The sequence below is a fragment of the Acinetobacter sp. YH01011 genome (assembly GCF_013420785.1).
GTDB lineage: Bacteria > Pseudomonadota > Gammaproteobacteria > Pseudomonadales > Moraxellaceae > Acinetobacter > Acinetobacter towneri.
The window spans coordinates 1-20,512 of the sequence record NZ_VOYG01000018.1 but is presented as its reverse complement, the minus strand read 5'-3'; the positions used below and the strand labels follow the sequence as shown (position 1 = coordinate 20,512).

The 20,512-nt window shown below is 40.5% G+C and carries 16 protein-coding genes and 1 pseudogene; 12 read left to right on the top strand and 5 right to left on the bottom strand.

Annotated features, from left to right (window positions below):
* Window positions 1-89: 89 nt before the first annotated feature.
* Window positions 90-572, bottom strand: coding sequence for a 23S rRNA (pseudouridine(1915)-N(3))-methyltransferase RlmH (rlmH, locus tag FTT78_RS11860; RefSeq protein ID WP_026438445.1), 483 nt, complete (start codon window positions 570-572; stop codon window positions 90-92).
* A 157-nt stretch (window positions 573-729) separates the two neighbouring features.
* Between rlmH and FTT78_RS11855 the strand changes: the two genes are divergently transcribed.
* Window positions 730-1,695 carry a M28 family peptidase gene (locus FTT78_RS11855; protein ID WP_373683476.1) on the top strand — a complete coding sequence of 322 codons (966 nt, stop codon included), beginning with the start codon at window positions 730-732 and terminating at the stop codon, window positions 1,693-1,695.
* Between the two features lie 354 nt (window positions 1,696-2,049).
* On the opposite strand, the gene lon is transcribed toward FTT78_RS11855, so the two are convergent.
* Window positions 2,050-4,476 carry an endopeptidase La gene (gene lon / locus FTT78_RS11850; protein ID WP_131260796.1) on the bottom strand — a complete coding sequence of 809 codons (2,427 nt, stop codon included), beginning with the start codon at window positions 4,474-4,476 and terminating at the stop codon, window positions 2,050-2,052.
* Window positions 4,477-4,623: 147 nt separating this feature from the next.
* Complete coding sequence (locus FTT78_RS11845; RefSeq protein ID WP_180044394.1) at window positions 4,624-5,220, bottom strand: 5-formyltetrahydrofolate cyclo-ligase; 597 nt, start codon at window positions 5,218-5,220, stop codon at window positions 4,624-4,626.
* A 351-nt stretch (window positions 5,221-5,571) separates the two neighbouring features.
* On the opposite strand from FTT78_RS11845, the gene FTT78_RS11840 reads away from it, so the two are divergent.
* From FTT78_RS11840 to FTT78_RS11810, 7 genes are all read left to right on the top strand, one after another.
* Window positions 5,572-6,822: a YncE family protein gene (locus tag FTT78_RS11840; protein WP_104852313.1), complete on the top strand. Its 1,251-nt coding sequence runs from the start codon at window positions 5,572-5,574 to the stop codon at window positions 6,820-6,822.
* Between the two features lie 97 nt (window positions 6,823-6,919).
* Window positions 6,920-7,417 carry a hypothetical protein gene (locus FTT78_RS11835; RefSeq protein ID WP_180044377.1) on the top strand — a complete coding sequence of 166 codons (498 nt, stop codon included), beginning with the start codon at window positions 6,920-6,922 and terminating at the stop codon, window positions 7,415-7,417.
* A 520-nt stretch (window positions 7,418-7,937) separates the two neighbouring features.
* Window positions 7,938-9,608 (top strand): L-lactate permease, encoded by a 1,671-nt coding sequence (gene lldP / locus FTT78_RS11830; protein WP_179996066.1) that lies wholly within the window; start codon window positions 7,938-7,940, stop codon window positions 9,606-9,608.
* A gap of 24 nt (window positions 9,609-9,632) precedes the next feature.
* Window positions 9,633-10,382 (top strand): transcriptional regulator LldR, encoded by a 750-nt coding sequence (gene lldR, locus FTT78_RS11825; protein WP_004970689.1) that lies wholly within the window; start codon window positions 9,633-9,635, stop codon window positions 10,380-10,382.
* Window positions 10,379-11,533: an FMN-dependent L-lactate dehydrogenase LldD gene (gene lldD / locus FTT78_RS11820; protein WP_016659249.1), complete on the top strand. Its 1,155-nt coding sequence runs from the start codon at window positions 10,379-10,381 to the stop codon at window positions 11,531-11,533. The genes lldR and lldD overlap by 4 nt, the downstream gene beginning before the upstream one ends.
* Window positions 11,534-11,623: 90 nt before the next feature.
* Entirely contained in the window at window positions 11,624-13,339 is a 1,716-nt protein-coding gene (dld, locus tag FTT78_RS11815; protein ID WP_035311162.1) for a D-lactate dehydrogenase, read from the top strand.
* A 48-nt stretch (window positions 13,340-13,387) separates the two neighbouring features.
* Window positions 13,388-14,287 (top strand): LysR family transcriptional regulator, encoded by a 900-nt coding sequence (locus FTT78_RS11810; RefSeq protein WP_004970549.1) that lies wholly within the window; start codon window positions 13,388-13,390, stop codon window positions 14,285-14,287.
* 105 nt (window positions 14,288-14,392) lie between these two features.
* Here the strand turns inward: FTT78_RS11810 and FTT78_RS11805 are convergent, their stop codons facing one another.
* Complete coding sequence (locus FTT78_RS11805; RefSeq protein ID WP_019837853.1) at window positions 14,393-14,944, bottom strand: ricin-type beta-trefoil lectin domain protein; 552 nt, start codon at window positions 14,942-14,944, stop codon at window positions 14,393-14,395.
* A 381-nt stretch (window positions 14,945-15,325) separates the two neighbouring features.
* Between FTT78_RS11805 and FTT78_RS11800 the strand changes: the two genes are divergently transcribed.
* From FTT78_RS11800 to FTT78_RS11785, 4 genes are all read left to right on the top strand, one after another.
* Window positions 15,326-16,900, top strand: coding sequence for a sensor domain-containing diguanylate cyclase (locus tag FTT78_RS11800; protein WP_180009250.1), 1,575 nt, complete (start codon window positions 15,326-15,328; stop codon window positions 16,898-16,900).
* A gap of 42 nt (window positions 16,901-16,942) precedes the next feature.
* Window positions 16,943-18,073, top strand: coding sequence for a TIGR00341 family protein (locus FTT78_RS11795; protein WP_004970544.1), 1,131 nt, complete (start codon window positions 16,943-16,945; stop codon window positions 18,071-18,073).
* Between the two features lie 179 nt (window positions 18,074-18,252).
* Window positions 18,253-18,630, top strand: coding sequence for a diacylglycerol kinase (locus FTT78_RS11790; RefSeq protein WP_179988910.1), 378 nt, complete (start codon window positions 18,253-18,255; stop codon window positions 18,628-18,630).
* A gap of 59 nt (window positions 18,631-18,689) precedes the next feature.
* Complete coding sequence (locus FTT78_RS11785) at window positions 18,690-19,403, top strand: phosphatase PAP2 family protein (protein WP_180044375.1); 714 nt, start codon at window positions 18,690-18,692, stop codon at window positions 19,401-19,403.
* Here the strand turns inward: FTT78_RS11785 and FTT78_RS11780 are convergent.
* Window positions 19,384-20,385: pseudogene (locus FTT78_RS11780) on the bottom strand (ATP-binding protein); the annotation flags it as partial. The gene FTT78_RS11785 and the pseudogene FTT78_RS11780 sit on opposite strands and share 20 nt — an antisense overlap.
* Window positions 20,386-20,512: the final 127 nt, after the last annotated feature.

Here is a 20,512-nt window from a genome sequence, read left to right as displayed (position 1 = left end):
ACTTTTGTTCAACGCTATGTTGCAGCTTTGCAACGTCGTTTGAGTTGAAGATATTTTGATAACTCAACGTACAAATTGAATAAGTTGATTTAACCTGCACGATGATAAGGATGGTTGTGGTTGATGCTCATAGCACGGTATAGCTGCTCAATCAGCATCACGCGAACTAAAGGGTGTGGCAAAGTTAGTTTGGATAATGACCAATGCCATGCTGCTGCTTTACGTACTGCTTCAGAGTGACCATCTGGTCCACCAATCGCAAGCACGACATCATTGCCTTCTAGCATCCAGCCTTTCATGGTTTCTGCAAGTTTTTCGGTGCTGAACTCTTTGCCGCCCACTTCCAAGGCAATTAACAGCTCATTGTTTTTCATGGCATTTAAAATGCTATCACCTTCAATTTGGCGATATTTTAGAATATCGGCCTCAGAATCATTTTTGCCACGTTTCGCCATTGGCAGTTCGACAATTTGAGTCTGCACAAAAGGCTGAATCCGTTTGAAATAATCTTCAAAACCAGTCAGCACCCAAGCAGGCATTTTTTGTCCAATGGTCAGAATGCGAATTTTCATAGGCGAGTTCATGTAGCGATCAATCAGAATCTCGCATTATAACCATGATTCAACACAAGCGCTGTGTAACGACACAATTTGCAATTGAATTTGCCAACAGGCTGTTGCTTTAATACTCAGCAATCTTATTGGTCTTTTTTGTCTTGGAATTATCAGCATGCGCGCGTTTCAAAGTCAGCAGTTATATTCATGGATATTGGGCGCGGGTATGGGATTGATGACCACTGCTACATTTGCTGTGCCTGAGGCTCAATGGGCAGAACCAAACAATTTGCAAGTCTATATGCAGCAAGTGATTGGGCAGCAGGGTTTGGGTAATTCCGAACAGTATCGTCATTATAAAAATGTGATTGAACTGAATCGGGTTTCGGCATGGATTCGGGAACAAATGCGAGTATTTGGAATTCCGTGTCAATTTCAAAATTATGTGGTCAATCAGCAAAGCTACCGCAATGTGGTGTGCAAATTGAATATCGGTGCTGCGCAAAAAACGATTTTTGGTGCGCATTACGATGTTTATGGGCAGCAGCAGGGGGCAAATGACAACGCTTCTGGCGTTGCAGGTGTAATCGAAACAGCACGAATTTTGGCGCAGGAAAAGAATAAACTTAGTCAAAATGTTGAATTTGTTTTTTATACCTTGGCAGAGCCACCATTTTTTAAAACCGAGTCGATGGGCAGTTTTATACATGCCAAATCTGTGCAGGCTGAAAAGGAAAAAATCCGTGCGGTGTATGTGCTGGATATGATTGGTTATTACGATAAAAATTTGGTGCAAAATTACCCAATCGGTTTAAAGTGGATTTACCCAAGTCATGGCAATTTTATTGTGGCATTGAGTAATATGCAATCACGTGAAATGAGTGCAAGCTATTGCAATACAATGCAGCGTTTGAACCAGTTGCAATGTGAGCGCGTGGTGGCACCGACTTTCATCAAGGGTATAGATTTTTCAGATCATTTAAATTATTGGAAATATGATATTCCTGCCATTTTAATTACCGATACGGGCAGTTATCGCAGCTCACTTCGCCACACCACAGGTGATACTTTAAAAACAGTAAATTTTGAAAAAATGGCACATGTCGTGAATGGCTTGGTTGCACAGATTTTATCACCTTGATGATTGATCGCAGCGCATAAAAAACGCAGCCCTGAATTGAAATAGGACTGCGGTTAAAAGGTCATCCACCTGGAGATATGGATGACCAGACCATGAAGCACGCTTCAATCAAAAGCGTCTGATCAATTTATCGGTCTAAATAGACCAAACAAGAAACATACAGCGCGATGTATCTTAAATTTATATATGTGGATGGTTTGCCTATTTTTCAAGGAAATTGAATTAAAAACAGACTATCCATTTTAAAAATAATTAAAAAATTATTCAATTATTTTAAATCCAGAATCTAAATACGACAAAAGAGCACCGAAGTGCTCTTTTGAGATGTTCTATGCTTAAAGCAGAGTAACTTGCTTAATGACGTGCGGCTTTGCCTGCTGCTACTGGCTTCACAATCGGTGCCTTGGTTAAAGGCTTAGGCATACTGGTCAGTGCCAAAGGCAAGATTTCATCAATGCTTTTCACAGCCTTGATTTCCAAACCTTCTTTGACATTGTCTGGAATTTCAGACAAGTCACGCACGTTTTCCTGTGGGATAAATACCAGTTTGATACCACCACGATGTGCCGCAAGAAGTTTCTCTTTCAAGCCACCAATGCGCATTGCACGACCACGTAAGCTGGTTTCGCCTGTCATGGCAATATCAGGACGAATTGGAATATCTGTAAATGCAGATACCAATGCCGTAGTCAATGCCAAACCTGCAGATGGACCATCTTTAGGTGTTGCACCTTCTGGCAAGTGTACGTGTACATCGGTTTCGGCAAATACATTGGCTTCAATGCCTAAACTGTCGGCACGGGTACGCACAACGGTCATCGCGGCTTTGATTGACTCTTGCATCACATCACCCAATGAACCTGTGGTGATGAAATTACCTTTGCCTTTCATGGTTGCCACTTCAATGGTGAGTAATTCACCACCCACTGAAGTCCAAGCCAAGCCATTTACACGACCCACTTCGGCTTCTTCTTCTGCCATACCATAGTCAAATTTGTGTGGACCAAGGTAGTCAGGCAAGTTTTGTGAAGTCACATCTACCTGTAGGTTTTTGGCTTTTTTGCTGACTGCTTCTTTCACCACCTTACGGGCAATTTTTGACACTTCACGTTCCAGACTACGCACACCTGCTTCACGTGTATAGCGCTGCACAATGTCACGAATCGCTTCTTCATGAACCGTCAATTCTTTAGCACGCAAGCCATTATTTTTGATGGCTTTAGGGACAAGATAGCGTTCTGCAATATTCACTTTTTCATCTTCGGTATAACCCGGTAGACGAATTACTTCCATACGATCTAACAGAGCTTCTGGAATATTCATGCTGTTGGCAGTACAAATGAACATCACTTCAGACAAGTCTAAGTCTAGATCTAAATAGTGATCATTAAACTTGTTGTTTTGTGATGGATCAAGTACTTCTAACAAAGCAGATGCAGGGTCGCCACGGTAATCCTGTGCCATTTTGTCAATTTCATCGAGCAAGAACAGTGGGTTCTTCACACCAACTTTAGTCAATGACTGCACAATTTTACCCGGCATCGCACCAATATAGGTACGGCGGTGACCGCGAATTTCCGCTTCATCACGTACGCCGCCTAGCGCCATGCGCACGAACTCACGTCCAGTGGCTTTTGCAACCGATTCACCCAGTGAGGTTTTACCTACACCCGGAGGACCGACTAAGCACAGAATTGGACCTTTGAGTTTTTTCACGCGCGACTGCACAGCAAGGTATTCCACAATACGGTCTTTGACTTCATCTAAACCGTAATGGTCGGCATCTAAAATTTCTTGTGCTTTCGCCAAGTTAATGCTGACTTTGCTGGCTTTGTTCCATGGCGTATCTAAAATTACTTCCAGATAGTTACGTACCACAGCCGCTTCGCTAGATGCAGGTTGCATGGCTTTTAGCTTACGGAACTCAGCTTCTGCTTTTTTGCGGACATGTTCTGGCAAGTCTGCTTCGGCCAGACGTTTTTCAATTTCAGCGACATCATCTTCCGCACCGCCGTTCATATCGGACAGTTCGCGTTGAATGACTTTCATCTTCTCATTCAAGAAGTATTCACGCTGATTTTTTTCCATCTGGCGTTTAACAGAGTCATGCAAGGTTTGCTCAATCTGCTGTTCTTCAGACTGTTGCAATAAATAAGTCATTAACTCGGTCAAGTGAGCTTCAAACTCATCGTGCTCAAGGAATTTTTGTTTGACATCAATATTCAATGGCACACGGGTTGCAACAAAGAACAACAACTGCAATAAATCTTCAATTTTATTGGCAGCAGCAATCAGTTCACGTGCATTGCGTAATTTTGCTTCTGCATATTGCGCAAATAAGGCACGTAATTCTTGCAAACGTGTTGCTTGGGTATTTTCATCCATCGCAACAGTCATTGGGCTCAAGCTGTGTTCTGCAGTCAAATACGCGTCTTCATCAATAATTTTTTCGAGTTTGGCGCGGTATAAGCCTTCAATCAGAACTTTGATACAGTTTTCATCATTTTCGTGATTCACAACTTGCACAATCTTCGCGACAGTACCGTATTGATATAAATTGTCGTGATCAATTTCTTCTGTAAGCGAATCTTTTTGCGCAACTACAAATACTAGATTGTCACTGTTACGAGCCACATCAACTGCATTGATCGATTTTTCACGACCTACAAATAGCGCGATTTGCATGTGTGGATAAACCACCACATCACGTAGCGCTAAAAGCGGTAATACACTTGGAACCTGAGGCTCTAAGGTTTCTTGATTCATAATAATTTCAGACATGGGCACTCCTAATGAGTGACAACGGTGTTGCCATGTTTTTAATAGTGATGGGTATTTTTTAAAATACAAGGGCAGGTCAACACAAATTGTTTAAAAAGTAGCTAAATATGTGATTTTAAATTGATCTATTCAGTCAAAATGATCAATTTAGCGTTTCAAGGTGCGTTTAAACTGTAAAAAATGTTGTGGAGTTAGTAAGGCATCTACAGGTTGATCCCAATTTTCACGTGGCAAGCGTGTATGAATTAGCTGAAAATCATGTGCAATCCCTAAGCGATAAGGATGCTGCGGGGCAGAGGCTAAAGTGCGGTCATAATAACCACCGCCCATTCCAATGCGGGTGCCATGCGTATCGCAAGCCAATAAGGGCATCAAGACTAAATCTAAATGGGAGATGTGTTTTCCGCGACTTGTTCTTGGTTCTTGCATCCCCAAACGATGATGGGCAAAGCGACGCTGACGATATTGTTGTGGGGTGATTTGTACCCACACCAAGTGTTGATTCATATTGCAAATCATGGGCAAATACACTTGTTTGCTATGCGCGAAGCAATATTCAATGATGCGGTGTGTATGAATTTCACCAAAAGCATGTAAATACATACCTACTTTTTTTGCGTACTGAAATTTTGGCAGTCGTATTAGCCGCTGCAAAACAGCTTGCTGTGCGTGTTGCTGTTGGGTGCGCGTGACCGCTCTGCGCTGTTGTCGAAGCTGTTTACGCAAGCTTTTAAGTTCCAACAACTGCATCTCGGCACATCCTTATATTCTTGAGTTTAAATGCTTGAATGGGTATGGGATTACTGTCATTTCATCGACAAAAACAAGCTTTTATCATACTTGGCATTTTAACAGGATGTGATGCTGTATTTCTGTTTATCTGAAACTTGACCTGCTATCGGATAGTCTAGCTCGAACCCTAGACGCAAAATTACAAAAACTCTTATGCTATTGCCCAATCAATGCCACGCCAACAATCTTCAAGATCGCTTCAAGATGGATTAGGCAGGCTTCAGTTAAAAACAACAAATATGTAAAAACACAAGCCAAAACAAAAACAACACTTTCATTTTGCTGTTCAGGGAGAACAAGAACATGAGTTATTCCAACAGGGTGTTTAAACATCTACTTCAAGGCGTGCTGGCTTTAGGAAGTTGTGTCAGCGCACAAAGTTATGCAGATTCGACCTATTTACCGCAGCCACCGAATACCCAACAAGTCTTTTTTGTCGGCAATAACTGGGATGGCACAGTGACGGTGATTCACCCTTCACAAGACTTTGGCAAAGTGGGTGTGGTCAATATGATTCCTGACCGCAAAGAGCGTTTATTAGAAATTCATTTAAATCCAGTGAAATTGATTGCCTACACTTACATTCAACAAACTGCAGGTGAGGGCAATGACCAGTTGGTGGATGATATGTATTCCACGCCAGATGGACAGTCGATTGTGGCTTCACGTCCAAGTTTTGCCGATGTGGTATCCATCAACATTAAAACGGGCAAAATTAATTGGCGTACGCCAGTCGAAGGTTTCCGCGCAGACCACATGGCGGTTTCACCAGATGGACAACGTGTTGCTGTGTCGGCATCGTCAGGTAATGTGGTGCATGTTTTAGATATTCATACAGGTAAAGAATTGGGGCGTTTTGCAACAGGGGATAAGCCGCACGAAAATATTTACTTTGCAGGTGGAACGAAAATCTTAAACTCTGCGATTGGTAACGTAGAAACTTCGATGGATGCACAGTGGCAAGATTTTACCAAAGGTAAGCGCTTTATTACCATTGCCGATGCCAACAATTATAAAGTTCTGAAAAAAATTGATTTCCGACCTGCGTTAGATGCCTTTGGACGTAAAGATTTATCCAACTCAGTGCGTCCTATGGTGCTAAGTAAAGATGAAAGCAAACTTTATGCGCAGGTTTCATTTTTTAATGGTTTGGTGGAATACGACTTAAAAACCGATAAAGTCACGCGTATTGGACAATTACCGGGCAGCAGTACAATTCCAAAAGACCGCAGCAAATGGGTAAATGATTCACGTCATCATGGTTTATCCATCAGCGCAGATGGCGAAAAACTCTGTGTGGCAGGCACGATGGATGATTACGCGACCATTGTAGACCGTCAGAGTTTAAAAGCAGGCAAACTGATTCCTGCAGGTAAACCATATTGGGCAACCCGTAGCCCAGATGGAAAAAGCTGTGTGATTTCAGAAAGTGAAACCGATGTGGTAACGGTGATTGACTTTGCTACGGGAGAAAAAGTCCGCAGTGTGCCAGTGGGGAATCACCCACAGCGAGTGCGTTTGGGTTATGCACCAAGCGATTGGTCGACGCCGTAATTTTTAAGCCGATCATAACAGGCAAAGCATGCTAAGGCGCTCAAGACGGTATTTGAATTGAGCGCATTTTAGGATGGTTTGCTTATGGAGCATGCACATGAATGGGACTCGATGGCTCGGTATTGGCTTTTTTGTTTTGGCGGTCGCGGTGTTGTTTACCGTGGTGTATGTGTTTCAACCACCGAATAAGACTGTTTCGGAAACAGTGTGGGTGAAACCGAACACGGCTTCCACAGAGATAGAAACAACGCAAAGTCTATATTCAGATGAATCTGAAAATGTACTGGAAACAAACGCTATGCTAGAGCGTGCTGCGGTATCTGCAGTTGAAATGCAGCAATTAATCCAGCAACGTGATCAGTTGTATTTAGGCTTTAAGCAAATTAGTACAGGTTTAAGCCAAGGGCAAAAGCCTGATTTAAACCGTGTACAAAGTATGTTGCTACAGCAGGAACAATTGGTACAAGCAGGCGTATTAAGAGCAGAAGATGCAATGAACTATAGCCAGTTTTTAAAGCAAATTTTACCTGAAATTGCAGGGCAAATTGATTTGCATATTTCGCGTTTAAAGCGCCTGAGCGTGGTGACAGGTTAAGCCACAGTAAGGTGTGAGTTGCTGTTATAAATACACGATGACGCCATTGTTGCAGTCAATAATGGCGTTATTTTTTTGTCTAAAAAATTCTTTTAATCCACATGTTTTTAAGCCGAATAGCGGCCACTTGAGCTGAATTTATCCATGATTCCTTTGATCAAGCGTTCAATTCATCTTAGAAGAAAGCACACGTATTTTACTGTATTAGACGAAAGTTGTATAAGGCTGTGCCGAATAAATTTGGTTTTTCCTTCCTTTTAAAAACTGCAGAAAAAACAAAGTTTAAATATTTCTTTGGCATATTTTTTATGCTGTATATAAAGACATACCTTCAGTAAAATTGGTATGACCATTCAAAATAAAAAATCAGACCAATCTTGACTTTTTCTTGTCTAAAACTATCATTTGTACCTTATATTGAGGAAATTCTGATTTTAACCTCAATATCGGTCAGACCAAAATTAGAATTTTACCTCTATGCTTAGACCTATGTTTACGTTTGAGTGAGCATTTCAAGGAGATGACAATGCTTCAACATTGGCAACAGATCTATGATCCAATGGCAAATATTTGGATTTCGAGTCTTATTGCATTAATCCCGATTATCTTTTTCTTTCTGGCATTGGCTGTATTTCGCTTAAAAGGAAGTGTTGCGGGAACAATTACGGTTATTTTGGCGTTATTAGTGTCGTTATTTGCCTATGGCATGCCTGCACCAATGGCTTTTGCTTCATTGATCTATGGCTTTTTCTACGGTTTATGGCCAATCGCATGGATTATTATTGGCGCATTATTTTTATATAAAATCTCTGTAAAAACAGGGCAGTTTAACATTATTCGCTCATCTATTCTGTCAATTACAGAAGATCAGCGTCTCCAGATGCTACTAGTGGGCTTCGCGTTTGGCACATTTTTAGAAGGTGCAGCGGGCTTTGGGGCGCCAGTGGCAATTACTGCTGCTTTGTTGGTGGGTTTGGGTTTTAAACCTTTATACGCTGCGGGTTTATGTTTGATTGTGAACACCGCACCTGTTGCGTTTGGCGCAATGGGGATTCCAATTATTGTGGCGGGTCAGGTTTCGGGTGTAGAAACCATGGAAATTAGCCAGATGGTTGGGCGTCAGTTGCCATTTATGGTGCCTATTGTGCTGTTCTGGATTATGGCAATTATGGATGGCTGGCGCGGTGTGAAAGAAACTTGGCCTGCAGTGTTGGTGGGTGGTGGTGCTTTTGCGATTGCACAATACTTGACCTCTAACTTTGTTGGACCTGAGTTACCTGACATTACAGCCGCAATTGCCTCTTTGATTAGTTTAACGGTCTTATTTAAATTCTGGCAGCCAAAACACATTTTCCGTTTTAGCGATGCAGACACCAAAGTGGATGCCAACTTAGTTGCAGAACAACAGCAAAAATACAGCATCGGGCAGATTGTTAAAGCATGGTCACCTTTTGCAGTGTTAACGGTGATGGTCACCATTTGGAGTATTAAACCGTTCAAAGATTTATTTGCAAAAGATGGGGCAATGCATGACTGGGTAATTTCCATCAAAGTGCCATTTTTACATCAATTGGTGCAAAAAATGCCGCCTGTGGTTGCTGAAGTTAAAGACTACGATGCAATCTTTAAGTTCGATTGGCTGAGTGCAACAGGGACTGCAATTATGATTGCGGCTGTCATCACCATCATTTACTTAAAAATGAAACCGCGCGAAGCTGTTAAAACTTTTGCAGAAACCATCAATGAGTTAAAAACACCAATTTATTCGATTGGGATGGTGTTGGCTTTTGCTTTTATTGCCAATTATTCAGGCATGTCTGCGACTTTGGCATTGGCTTTGTCACACACAGGCAATGCTTTCACATTCTTCTCGCCATTTTTAGGTTGGATTGGAGTGTTCTTGACAGGTTCAGATACATCAGCCAATGCCTTATTTGCTGCCTTGCAAGCAACAACTGCACAGCAAATTGGTGTACCAGAAGTCTTGTTGGTTGCTGCCAATACCAGTGGTGGAGTAACAGGCAAAATGATTTCACCGCAATCTATTGCAATTGCCTGTGCGGCTGTTGGTTTAGTCGGTAAAGAATCGGATTTATTCCGCTTTACCGTGAAACACAGTATCACGTTCACCGTAATGATCGGTATTATTATCACTCTACAAGCTTATGTGTTCCCATGGATGATTCCATAACCACATGCACAAGAGGATAGCCGCATGAAAGTTTCCGACAAAGTTGTACAAGACCTGCGCACACTGGTTGAAAAAAATCAGATGCAAGTCGGAGACCGATTGCCTGCCGAAAGAAAGTTATGTGAACAACTCGGGGTTTCCCGTTCCTCTTTGCGTGAAGCTATTCAGCAATTGACCAGTCAGGGCATGCTGGTCAGCAAAGTTGGAGCGGGTACTTTTTTGCAACAGCTACCCACCAATTGGTCGCAATATCAAATTGTGCAGCCTTTAAGTAACCTGATTGATGAAGACCCTGCTTATCGTTTTGATGTGCAGGAAGCTCGAATGGTGCTTGAAGGTGGTACGGCATGGTATGCCGCACAGCGGGCAACTGCTGAGGATTTGAAAAACATCCGTGCCTGTTATGAGCAAATCGCCCATTTTCAAATTTTAGGTGATGACGATCAGGCAGCAATTGCCGATGCCAAGTTTCATTTGGCAATTGCCGAAGCATCGCACAATTTGGTGCTCATTCAAATGATGCGTGGCTTATTTGATTTGTTGCAATACAACGTAGTTTTGGGCAGACGCAAAGTCTATACCGAAGCCCACCGTTTCGATCAGTTGCACGATCAACACTTTCAAGTGATGGATGCAATTGAACGCCAGGATCCAGAAGCTGCCCGTTCGGCAGTGTGTGGACATATTGAATTTGTAGTTCAACAAGTACGCATGATAGACGAGGAAGATGCGCGTCGTCAGCGTGCGAGTCGATTAAACAGGATAGCGCCATGATTATTTCTTCTGCGAATGATTACCGCGAAGCAGCCAAACGCCGTTTACCGCCATTTTTATTTCACTATATTGATGGAGGTGCCTACGCGGAACAAACGCTGAAAAGAAATGTGGAAGACCTTTCACAGATTGCCTTGCGCCAACGTGTTTTGAATGACATGTCGGCTTTGAGTTTAGAAACCACCTTATTTAATGAAACCTTGTCAATGCCTGTGGCTTTGGCACCTGTGGGTTTAACGGGCATGTATGCGCGCCGTGGTGAAGTGCAGGCTGCAGTTGCAGCTGACAAAAAAGGCATTCCGTTTACTTTATCTACCGTGTCGGTATGCCCAATTGAAGAAGTGGTGCCTGCCATTTCACGGCCAATGTGGTTTCAATTATATGTATTGCGTGACCGTGGTTTTATGCGTAATGCTTTGGAACGTGCTAAAGCAGCAGGCTGTTCAACTTTGGTCTTTACAGTAGATATGCCTGTGCCTGGCGCACGTTATCGGGATGCACATTCGGGCATGAGTGGTCCAAATGCTGCTATGCGCCGCTATATGCAGGCAGTGATGCATCCAAACTGGGCATGGGATGTTGGCTTACTGGGTCGTCCGCATGACTTGGGCAATATCTCTAAATACTTAGGCAAACCAACAGGACTTGAAGATTATATTGGCTGGTTAGGCAATAACTTTGACCCATCTATTTCATGGAAAGACTTGGAGTGGATTCGTGAATTCTGGGATGGCCCAATGGTCATTAAAGGCATTTTAGACCCAGAAGATGCTAAGGATGCTGTTCGTTTTGGGGCTGATGGAATTGTGGTGTCCAATCACGGTGGTCGTCAGTTAGATGGTGTGCTCTCGACTGCACGTGCTTTACCGCCAATAGCCGATGCAGTAAAAGGAGATCTAAAAATTCTAGTGGATTCAGGTATTCGTAATGGCCTAGATGTGGTGCGCATGTTGGCGATGGGTGCGGATACTTGTATGCTCGGACGTGCCTTTATTTATGCACTAGGTGCAGCAGGTGGGGCGGGTGTGAGTAATTTACTCGAATTGATTGATAAAGAAATGCGAGTCGCAATGACCTTAACGGGTGCTAAAAACATTCAAGCGATTAACTCAGATTGCTTGGTACAACTTGAGCGTGAACTGAAAGGCTAAATTGCCAACAGGAGCGATCAATCCATCAACCGATGCATTTGGCTGAATCGCTTAATTGTATTTTTCACCTTGTTTCAGGACTTGTACACTATGCCACAGACAATTTCTTCTGCAACACAATTTGATGCTGCAGCAACCCTCAAAAACTTGGTCGATATTGTGGGAAAAGCGCATGTATTGACCCATGAATCAGATACTCGTTTATATCGTCAAGGGCGACGTTTTGGCGAAGGACAGGTTTTTGCGGTGGTCACGCCAGGTTCTTTATTGCAGCAGTGGCAAGTGTTACAAGTGGCTGTGGCAGCAGATTGCATTATTATTATGCAAGCCGCCAATACTGGACTCACGGGTGGTTCTACCCCTTTTGGTGATGACTATGATCGTCCTGTAATTTTGATCAACACCCAACGTTTAAAAGGTATTCAGCTCATCAACGATGCCAAGCAAGTGATTTGCTTGCCTGGTGCAACATTGGATGCTTTGGAACAGCAATTGGCGCCGCATCAGCGTGAGCCACACTCAGTCATTGGTTCATCTTGTATTGGCGCTTCAGTGTTGGGCGGGGTATGTAATAATTCAGGTGGTGCATTGGTCAGACGTGGTCCTGCCTATACTGAGTTGGCCTTATATGCACAAGTCGATGCACTGGGCGAGTTGCAACTCATCAATCATTTGGGGGTGAATTTAGGGAACTCGCCAGAAGAAATTTTAACCAAACTTGAGCAACAACAATATCGCCCTGAAGATATTGAATATTCGGAACATTGTTGTGCTTCAGATCAGCGTTACGTGCATGATGTTGCCCAAGTCGATGCCGATACGCCTGCACGGTTTAATGCCGACCCGAGCCGTTTGTTTGAAGCTTCGGGTTCGGCAGGTAAAGTCTGTGTGTTTGCAGTGCGTTTGGATACATTTGAGAAAATTCCGAGTCAGGTGTTTTATATCGGCAGCAATCAGCAGGATGATTTAACCGCGATTCGCCGTTTTTTATTACGTGATTTGCCGCGTGTACCGATTGCTGGCGAGTATATTCATCGAGATGCCTATGACATTGGTGCAGAATATGGCAAAGACAGCTTCTTGTTTATCGAGAAGTTTGGCACCAGTAAAGTACCTGCAGCTTTTGCCATGAAAGATAAAGTTGATGGTTTTCTAACCCGTTGGGGCATGCGTGGATTGTCGGATAAAGTTTTGCAAATGTTCACGAAACTACTGCCAAATCATTTACCAGAACGCATGAACCAATTTCGTGATTTGTATGAACATCATTTAATTTTGCGCATTGAGCAGCAAGATGTTGCGGCAGTACAGCAGTTTTTAATGGATTATTTTATCACGCGCAATTCCGGCAGTTTTTTTCTATGTAATGAAGATGAAGGCCGCAAGGCTTTTCTGCATCGCTTTGCAGTGGCAGGTGCTGCAATTCGTTATCGTGATACACATCGAAATGAAGTGGAAGACATTGTTGCTTTAGATATTGCGTTAAGACGTAATGATCAGCAATGGGTTGAAACCTTGCCCGAAGAGTTGGAGCAGGCGATTATACATAAGTTGTATTATGGTCATTTTTTATGTCATGTCTTTCATCAGGACTATATTATTAAAAAAGGCGTAGACCCGTTGGCGATGGAACATCAAATGTGGTCATTGCTTGATGCACGTGGGGCAGAGTATCCTGCAGAGCATAATGTTGGGCATTTATATGTGGCGAAGCCTGCCTTAAAGCAGCATTATCAAAAATTGGATCCGACCAATTGTTTTAATGTGGGCATTGGGCATAGCTCTAAATTAAAAGCTTGGCGTTAAATAAGGATGAAAACTGAGCAGTGAAACTGATTCTAAGGAAAGATGGATATGTTTAAGTTAGATAGCAAACTGCTACAGATTTTTTACTATGTATATAAATTAAAAAATGTGTCTGCAGCAGCAGATGCATTGGGCATGAGTCAGCCTGCGGTTAGTAACTGTTTAAATAAAATTCGTCAGCATTTTAATGACCCATTATTTTTAAGGGTTGGCAATGAAATGTTGCCTACAGAGTTGGCGAAACAGATTTTTTCACCGATTAGTGAAATTATTAATAAAATTGAAACGGTCAATAATTTTAAAGTCGATTTTGATCCGACACATTCCGATCAATTATTTACCTTGGCAATGACCGATGTTTCGCATTTGGTTTTATTGCCAAAACTGACCAAGTTTTTAAAAAAATATGCACCTTCAGTGCGGATTAAAATTCGTCCTATTACCCGTGAAACCAGTTATCAAATGGCAAATGGTGAAATTGATTTTGCGATTGGTTTTTTACCTGAGTTAGAGCAGGGTTTTTATCAGCAGCAATTATTTTTACAATATTATGTGGTGATTAGTCGTAAAGATCATCCACGTATTTGTGAAAAAAGTTTAGATGTTGAAGCTTATATTCGTGAATCGCATGTCGATGTAGATACCAGTATAGGTCACTACCATATTGAAAATGAATTAAGCAATCGTGGTTTAAGACGTAATATTCTAATGAGTATCCCAAGTTATTTAGGGGTCGGTTTAATTGTGCAAGAAACCGATATGATTGCGACAGTGCCTTATTATTTAAGTGAGGTGTTATTGGCACGCGGGAATTTACAAGTAGTGAGTGCGCCTTTGAATTTTCCAACCTATCCTGTACGACAATATTGGCATACGTCTTGTCATCACCAAACCAGTCATCAGTGGTTAAGAAAAGTGATTTTTGATTTGTTTAGTCAGCATCCTTAATTAATCGTATTTAAAGTAAAATTTTTATAATTTTTTAAATTATCATTCGCTAATTCCCTCATCTTCAAAAGAGCAGGCTAGGCTGAGGGAATTAGTGATTCTTTTTTATAAGGCAATAAAACTAAATTTCTGCCCACGATTTTGATTGCAGCTATACATTTTCATTTTTCCATTATAAATATCTAAACATTTGCCTGTATCTGCACTACGAATACGCTGACCATCGAGATACCATTTTTGGTTACTTTGTCCATTACAGGTATAAGCAATTACTTCAGCACCATCATGTTTCTGTTTTCCTGCTACATCTAGACATTTACCTTGCACGGTAATGCTTTGATCAGGATGGAAAATAAAATGCTGATTGGTACCATCATGACAATGTGAAGTCTGAATGGAACGTTGATTACTGCGACTAAAATCTACGCAGCGACCATCATAGGTTTTAATTTTGACTTTTTGTTGCCATGTTTGTGCAGGATAAGGCATAGGTGTTGGCATATAAATGGTTTGTTGTGCAGGACGTTCTACAGGTGTACTTGCTGGAATTTGAGGTTGAATGACGATATTGGGAATCTGCCCCGATGCTGTTCCGTCAACTACAATACATGCTGTTAAAAGTGAGCAACTGCTTATAGTGAAAAGTGTCTTAAACATAAGAGAAAACAATTTATTTATTAGGTGGATAGGATAAATTTAAAGCATGGAATAAATATTTATTTTTTGTAATTTTATGAGTAATTGACCCTAAAAATTTATCGAATAGACAAGGTTTTCAGCAAAAAATAAGAACGAAAAAATTCAAGTTGTCTTTATTTGTTATTAGTCGGTGCATTCTTAGGAAGTGTGTGGTAGAAATTGTATTTAGAGGATATATTTCTGATTTAGTTTGTGGTCAGCAACAAGCGAATTATCCAATTTGTTGAATTGAACATCAAAAATTCAACTATATTGCTTTAAAATTATGTGATTGAGTTGTAAAATTATGTGTTAAAGTTGGCAATTGTCACAGTTTTTGAATTTTTGGGGTAGGAACTGTTGAAACATTTTTTACTACGACTTGGATTGGATCTGCGTAAACTTATTTTAATTTCCACAATTTTAAGTGTATCAGGCTTATTTGTCGTAAGTATTTTTATTTTAAATTATGTAATTAAACAACAATTAATTCAAAATTCACTTTCGATCAATGAAAAATATGCAGAAAAAATTGCCACCAGTGCCAATCAACATTTTTCAGATATGCTGCAAGAGTTGGATTATAGTGCACGTTTATTAGAAAAAAAATTTTATAATACACAAGTTAGAAAAGAAGAAGTAAAACGCTTAAAAAATCAATCGAATAATTTTAATAGTGTTTTATTGGTAGAGCAGAATAAACATATTTTAGCTTATGCACCTAATACATTAAAACTTAATTTTAATCAGGCTTATAGTACCATTGGTATTGATGGATCTATTGAAAAAAAGAAAACTTATATTTCATCTCCCTATTGGTCTATAAGTAATAATTTAATCGTCATGATGTCACAACCTATTTATAATAAAACACATCAATATTTAGGCTTAATCAGTGGTACGATTTATTTACAGGAGCAGAACTTGATTAATACCATGCTCAATACTCAGTATGATTATAAAAAAAGTTATATGTATGTGATTGATCAACATAATCGTATTATTTTTCATCCAGATAAAAAGCGAATTGGTGAAAAAATTATCAATAATACAGGTTTGGATTATATTAATAAGAATACAAAGGGATCAATTCGTTTAAAGAATAGTTTAGGTATAGATAATTTGGCGGGTTTTGCACATATTCCAAGTGTAAATTGGATTGTAGTTTCTCAGCAGCCCACAGATGATTTACTTGCACAAGCTAATACGCTGATTTTTAAAGTATCGATTGGAATCTTCATTTTTTACTTTTTTATTTTTTTATTGATTTGGTATATCTCAAGCTTTATTTCTTCACCTTTGAACCGCTTGGCACGTATGGCAAGTATGCTCAATCATGCGGACATTGAAAATAAAATTAAAGAAGTTGATCCGTGGTATTTCGAGGTTTTAAAGTTTAGAACCTCATTATTAATGAGTTCGGAAACCTTTAGTGATCGGATTGCGGAGTTAAAACATCGTGTCAATACGGACCCATTAACAGGTTTATATAACCGTCGTGGTATGCAATTATTTTTAAATGAACTGCTAGAGACTCGTACCGAATTTGCAGTATTAGCCATTGATATAGATTTTTTTAAGCAAATTAATGATCAGTATGGGCATGATCAAGGTGATGTGGTACTTAAAACGCTCGCGCAAATAATGCTAACTAATTTTAGGGAACAGGATGTTTGCTGTCGTAGTGGCGGTGAAGAATTTCTAGTTTTAATGACGACTGCAGATGCAAATGTGGTGTATAAAGCTGCAGAGCGGCTTAGAAAAACCATGCAGGAAACTACGATTAATCAGATGGGTCAAATCACCATCTCTGTTGGCATCGCTTTTTGGCCTCGAGATGCAGAAGATGTTTCTGATGTACTGAAACTTGCAGATAATAAATTGTATGAAGCTAAACATGATGGGCGTAATTGCACAAAGTCTACGGCCGTATGAGGATTTGGAAAGATTCTTCTTTAGCTGACACGGAGGTATGCTTTGGAAAAAGATCAAGATCCAACGATAGTGGTTGAAGACAGTCCTGAACAAGAAAAATATGAACTTTTGAAAGAAAAGCTGAAATACAAACAGGCGGAGCGCGAAAATTCTAAAAAAATTGATCATAAACAAGTACGGTTGAACATTCAAGCGGATGCCTTACCAAGCAAAACCTTTTTTATAATGAATGCTTTGGCAGCGATTATTGCGGGCTATGGTTTATTGTCAAATTCAGCCGCAGTGGTGATTGGTGCAATGCTGGTTGCGATGATGCTAGGCCCTATTTCAGGTATGGCTTTAGCATTTATTGATAATCGATGGTTGTTTTTTAAAACAGCATTTAAAACCTTAGTTTTAGGTGTGTCGATGATTGTCAGTATTGGCATCATTTTAGGTCTTATCAATATTAACTTACCTATCACCCATGAAATTCTGTCTAGAACTCAGCCTACCATTATGGATTTAATGATTGCACTTGCGGGTGGTGCAGCAGGGGCATTTGCAGCCGTTTCACCACGTCTGTCTGTGGCTGTTGTTGGCGTTGCAGTTGCGACTGCTTTGGTACCGCCGCTGGTTGCAAGTGGCATATTAATTGCGCATCTGGAATGGAAACATGCAGCAAATGCTCTGCTGTTGGCACTGACCAATATTGTTGCTATTCAAATTAGTTCTTCACTGGTGTTATGGGCAGCAGGTTTTAGACGCGGTTCAGATGAAGAAGTAAATAGCACAGTAATTGAATTTATTAAAAGAAATATCGTGAGTCTTTTAGTACTTTTTGCGCTGGGTATCTATTTAAGCTTTAACTTTATGATGATGTTAAATAAACAGATGTATGAACATCAGGTAGAAAGCTTGATTGAAAGTCAATTTAATCAACATAATAATTTGATTGATACGGTGCAGTTTGATCGGCGTAAAGAGATGACTTTAATTCGCGTAGTCTTGCGTGGAGATATAGCGCCAAAACCTCAACAGATTTCTGCATTGAATCAAAAATTAGCACAAGACCCACGTGGAAAACCAAGTGTGGTTCAAGTGCGCTTTATTCCTGTGCAAATTATTCAAGCCAAAGAAAGTCCTGATTTTGATATTAAGCAAGTTGAAGCCGAGCAATTGATACAACCTTAGATTCAACAATAAGAAATTGATGGTATTTACAGCTTACTTTAGATGGAGTCTTATTATTCAATAGGCATTCATAATGTTACATATTACACAGATTTAATTTAATAGTCTCAAAAGGTTATATTTAAGCCAATTTTAAGCTAAGTGACTTAACATCGGATTTATTTCAAATCAGATTCACTATGCTTCCACGCTCTCCTTACAAAGGCACTTCTGGTTTACAAAGGATTTTGAATGCCACAAGCTATTCTTTGGCAGGGTTTAAAGCCGCCTTTCAAAATGAAGCGGCATTTCGGCAAATCATTCTGATTAATTCACTGCTGATTCCACTCAGTTTTTTCATGCCTGTTAGTCGTGTCGAACAAGTGATCATGATAGTGGTGTGTTTACTTGCCATCATTGTCGAACTGATTAATTCAGCCATTGAAGCTGTGGTCGATCGTGTTTCAATTGAGCAACATCCCTTGTCTAAAAATGCCAAAGATATGGGCAGTGCAGCGCAATTTGTTGCTTTGGCAATTATCGCATTGACTTGGGGTGCATGCCTGATTTCTGCTTAATTCCTTAAAAAACAAGCATAAAACAGACTTTAAAATAGATAGTGAGTTGAGTATTCCTCATGCGGCATCAGCATTCAAAATTTTTACTTCTTCAAGCAATTTTACTCCTTCTGAGTTTGCTGATATTGCTCAATTTCTTTAGCGTTGCAGGCAGGCTAGATTTATACCTCATTCAACCCTTTGTGGATGCTCATGCAGAATTTCCACTTCGACAAGACTGGGCATTGGCTGTATTAAATCATCGGTATGTCAAATATATCCTGATTGCAGTATATCTGAGCTATTTGCTGGCTTGGTTGCTGTCTTTCAAATTTCAAAAATTACGTGCTCGTCGTTGGGAGTTTGGCTATTTCTTTTGGATGGTGGTGATTTCGACCAGTGTGATTGCAATACTTAAATCACAGTCGGCACATGCTTGCCCGTGGGATATGAGCATTGCCACAGCGCATGGTGTTCGGCGGGATTTAAGTGCAACGGCAGGGCATTGTTTTCCAGGGGGGCATGCCTCAAGTGGTTTTGCTTTATTGGTAGGATATTTTGTTTATCGGGCTGCTCAACCTAAACGTGCTTATTTTTTCTTGATTGCGGCTTGCATTTTAGGCATGGGGATGGGCTGGGCGCAAATGATGCGCGGGGCACATTTTTTTAGTCATAATCTTTGGACAGGCTGGATTACTTGGTGTTTGAACGTAGTCGCTTATGCGTTCTTGGCGCATAAATTGCCACAATCAAAATCTAAATTAAAACCCGATCTTAACGCATCGGAAATTTAACCTGCACACATAAACCACCTAAACTGGCACTTTTAGAAAACTCTAAACTTGCACCTAAGCGTTGGGTGGCTTTATCTACAATAGATAAACCTAAACCGCTGCCAATTTCTGCATGGTTGTGAATACGGTAAAAACGCTGTCGAATTTGATTGAATAGTGCGGGGTCAATGCCTGCACCACTGTCTTCAATTTGCAAAATTGCATGTTGTTCTTGCTGAAAAATAGTCACATTGATCACGCCTTGTTTGGGGGTATATTTAATCGCATTATCAATTAAATTATAAATAATGGAATGCAAAGCAGAACTTTGCCCATGAATATTCAACTCTTGGCGTTGTTCGACACCTAAATCAATATCTTTTTGCAATGCCAATTGAATAAGTTGTTCCACACAGGCAATGGTCATTTGATTTAAAGATAGGGTTTGATCGTTTTCAATTAGACTATCTGAGGCATCTTGCTTGGCTAAGCTTAATAACTGATTGACTAAATGCTGTAAACGCAAAACCCCTTGGCTTAAATTATTGAGGGCATCACTATGTGGAAATTGCTGCAATAAAATTTGTACTTGTAAATTGAGTGCAGTGAGTGGGGTACGTAATTCATGTGCAGCATCGGCAACGAACTGGCGCTGTTCCTGCTGTGCGGCAGAAATTCGCGTAAATAACTGATTCATTTCCTGAATCGTGGGTGCAAGCTCGACAGGATAATCCAACATGTGAATCGGGCTGAGATCCTGCGCTTTACGACGTGCCAATTCGCTTTTAAAGTTATTTAGTGGTTGAAAATTATGACGAATCAGCCAACCCAAAGCCAAAAGGGCAAAGGGTAAAAATATTGCATAGGGAATAAACATATTTGCCGCTAATTCTAAAGCTAAATATTGGCGCACAGAGTTTTGCTGGCTAATTTGAATCTGTAGGGTTTCTTGCGGCAAAATATAGGTATGCCACAGTCCAACTTCGGTTTGATGATTATAAAACCGTTATTTAAAACCTACTCAAACCTACTCAATGTGGGTTTGATGTTTAATTCCTACTTCACCATCAAGAACCTAAAACATTTGCTTTAGGGATTACCTCAATTCCATAGGCTGTCACGGTGTAACT

Coding starts and splice junctions, on each gene's coding strand:
- rlmH (WP_026438445.1), bottom strand. CDS start 572: ATGAAAATTCGCATTCTGACCATTGGACAAAAAATGCCTGCTTGGGTG.
- FTT78_RS11855 (WP_373683476.1), top strand. CDS start 730: ATGCGCGCGTTTCAAAGTCAGCAGTTATATTCATGGATATTGGGCGCG.
- lon (WP_131260796.1), bottom strand. CDS start 4,476: ATGTCTGAAATTATTATGAATCAAGAAACCTTAGAGCCTCAGGTTCCA.
- FTT78_RS11840 (WP_104852313.1), top strand. CDS start 5,572: ATGAGTTATTCCAACAGGGTGTTTAAACATCTACTTCAAGGCGTGCTG.
- FTT78_RS11835 (WP_180044377.1), top strand. CDS start 6,920: ATGAATGGGACTCGATGGCTCGGTATTGGCTTTTTTGTTTTGGCGGTC.
- lldP (WP_179996066.1), top strand. CDS start 7,938: ATGACAATGCTTCAACATTGGCAACAGATCTATGATCCAATGGCAAAT.
- lldR (WP_004970689.1), top strand. CDS start 9,633: ATGAAAGTTTCCGACAAAGTTGTACAAGACCTGCGCACACTGGTTGAA.
- lldD (WP_016659249.1), top strand. CDS start 10,379: ATGATTATTTCTTCTGCGAATGATTACCGCGAAGCAGCCAAACGCCGT.
- dld (WP_035311162.1), top strand. CDS start 11,624: ATGCCACAGACAATTTCTTCTGCAACACAATTTGATGCTGCAGCAACC.
- FTT78_RS11810 (WP_004970549.1), top strand. CDS start 13,388: ATGTTTAAGTTAGATAGCAAACTGCTACAGATTTTTTACTATGTATAT.
- FTT78_RS11805 (WP_019837853.1), bottom strand. CDS start 14,944: ATGTTTAAGACACTTTTCACTATAAGCAGTTGCTCACTTTTAACAGCA.
- FTT78_RS11790 (WP_179988910.1), top strand. CDS start 18,253: ATGCTTCCACGCTCTCCTTACAAAGGCACTTCTGGTTTACAAAGGATT.
- FTT78_RS11785 (WP_180044375.1), top strand. CDS start 18,690: ATGCGGCATCAGCATTCAAAATTTTTACTTCTTCAAGCAATTTTACTC.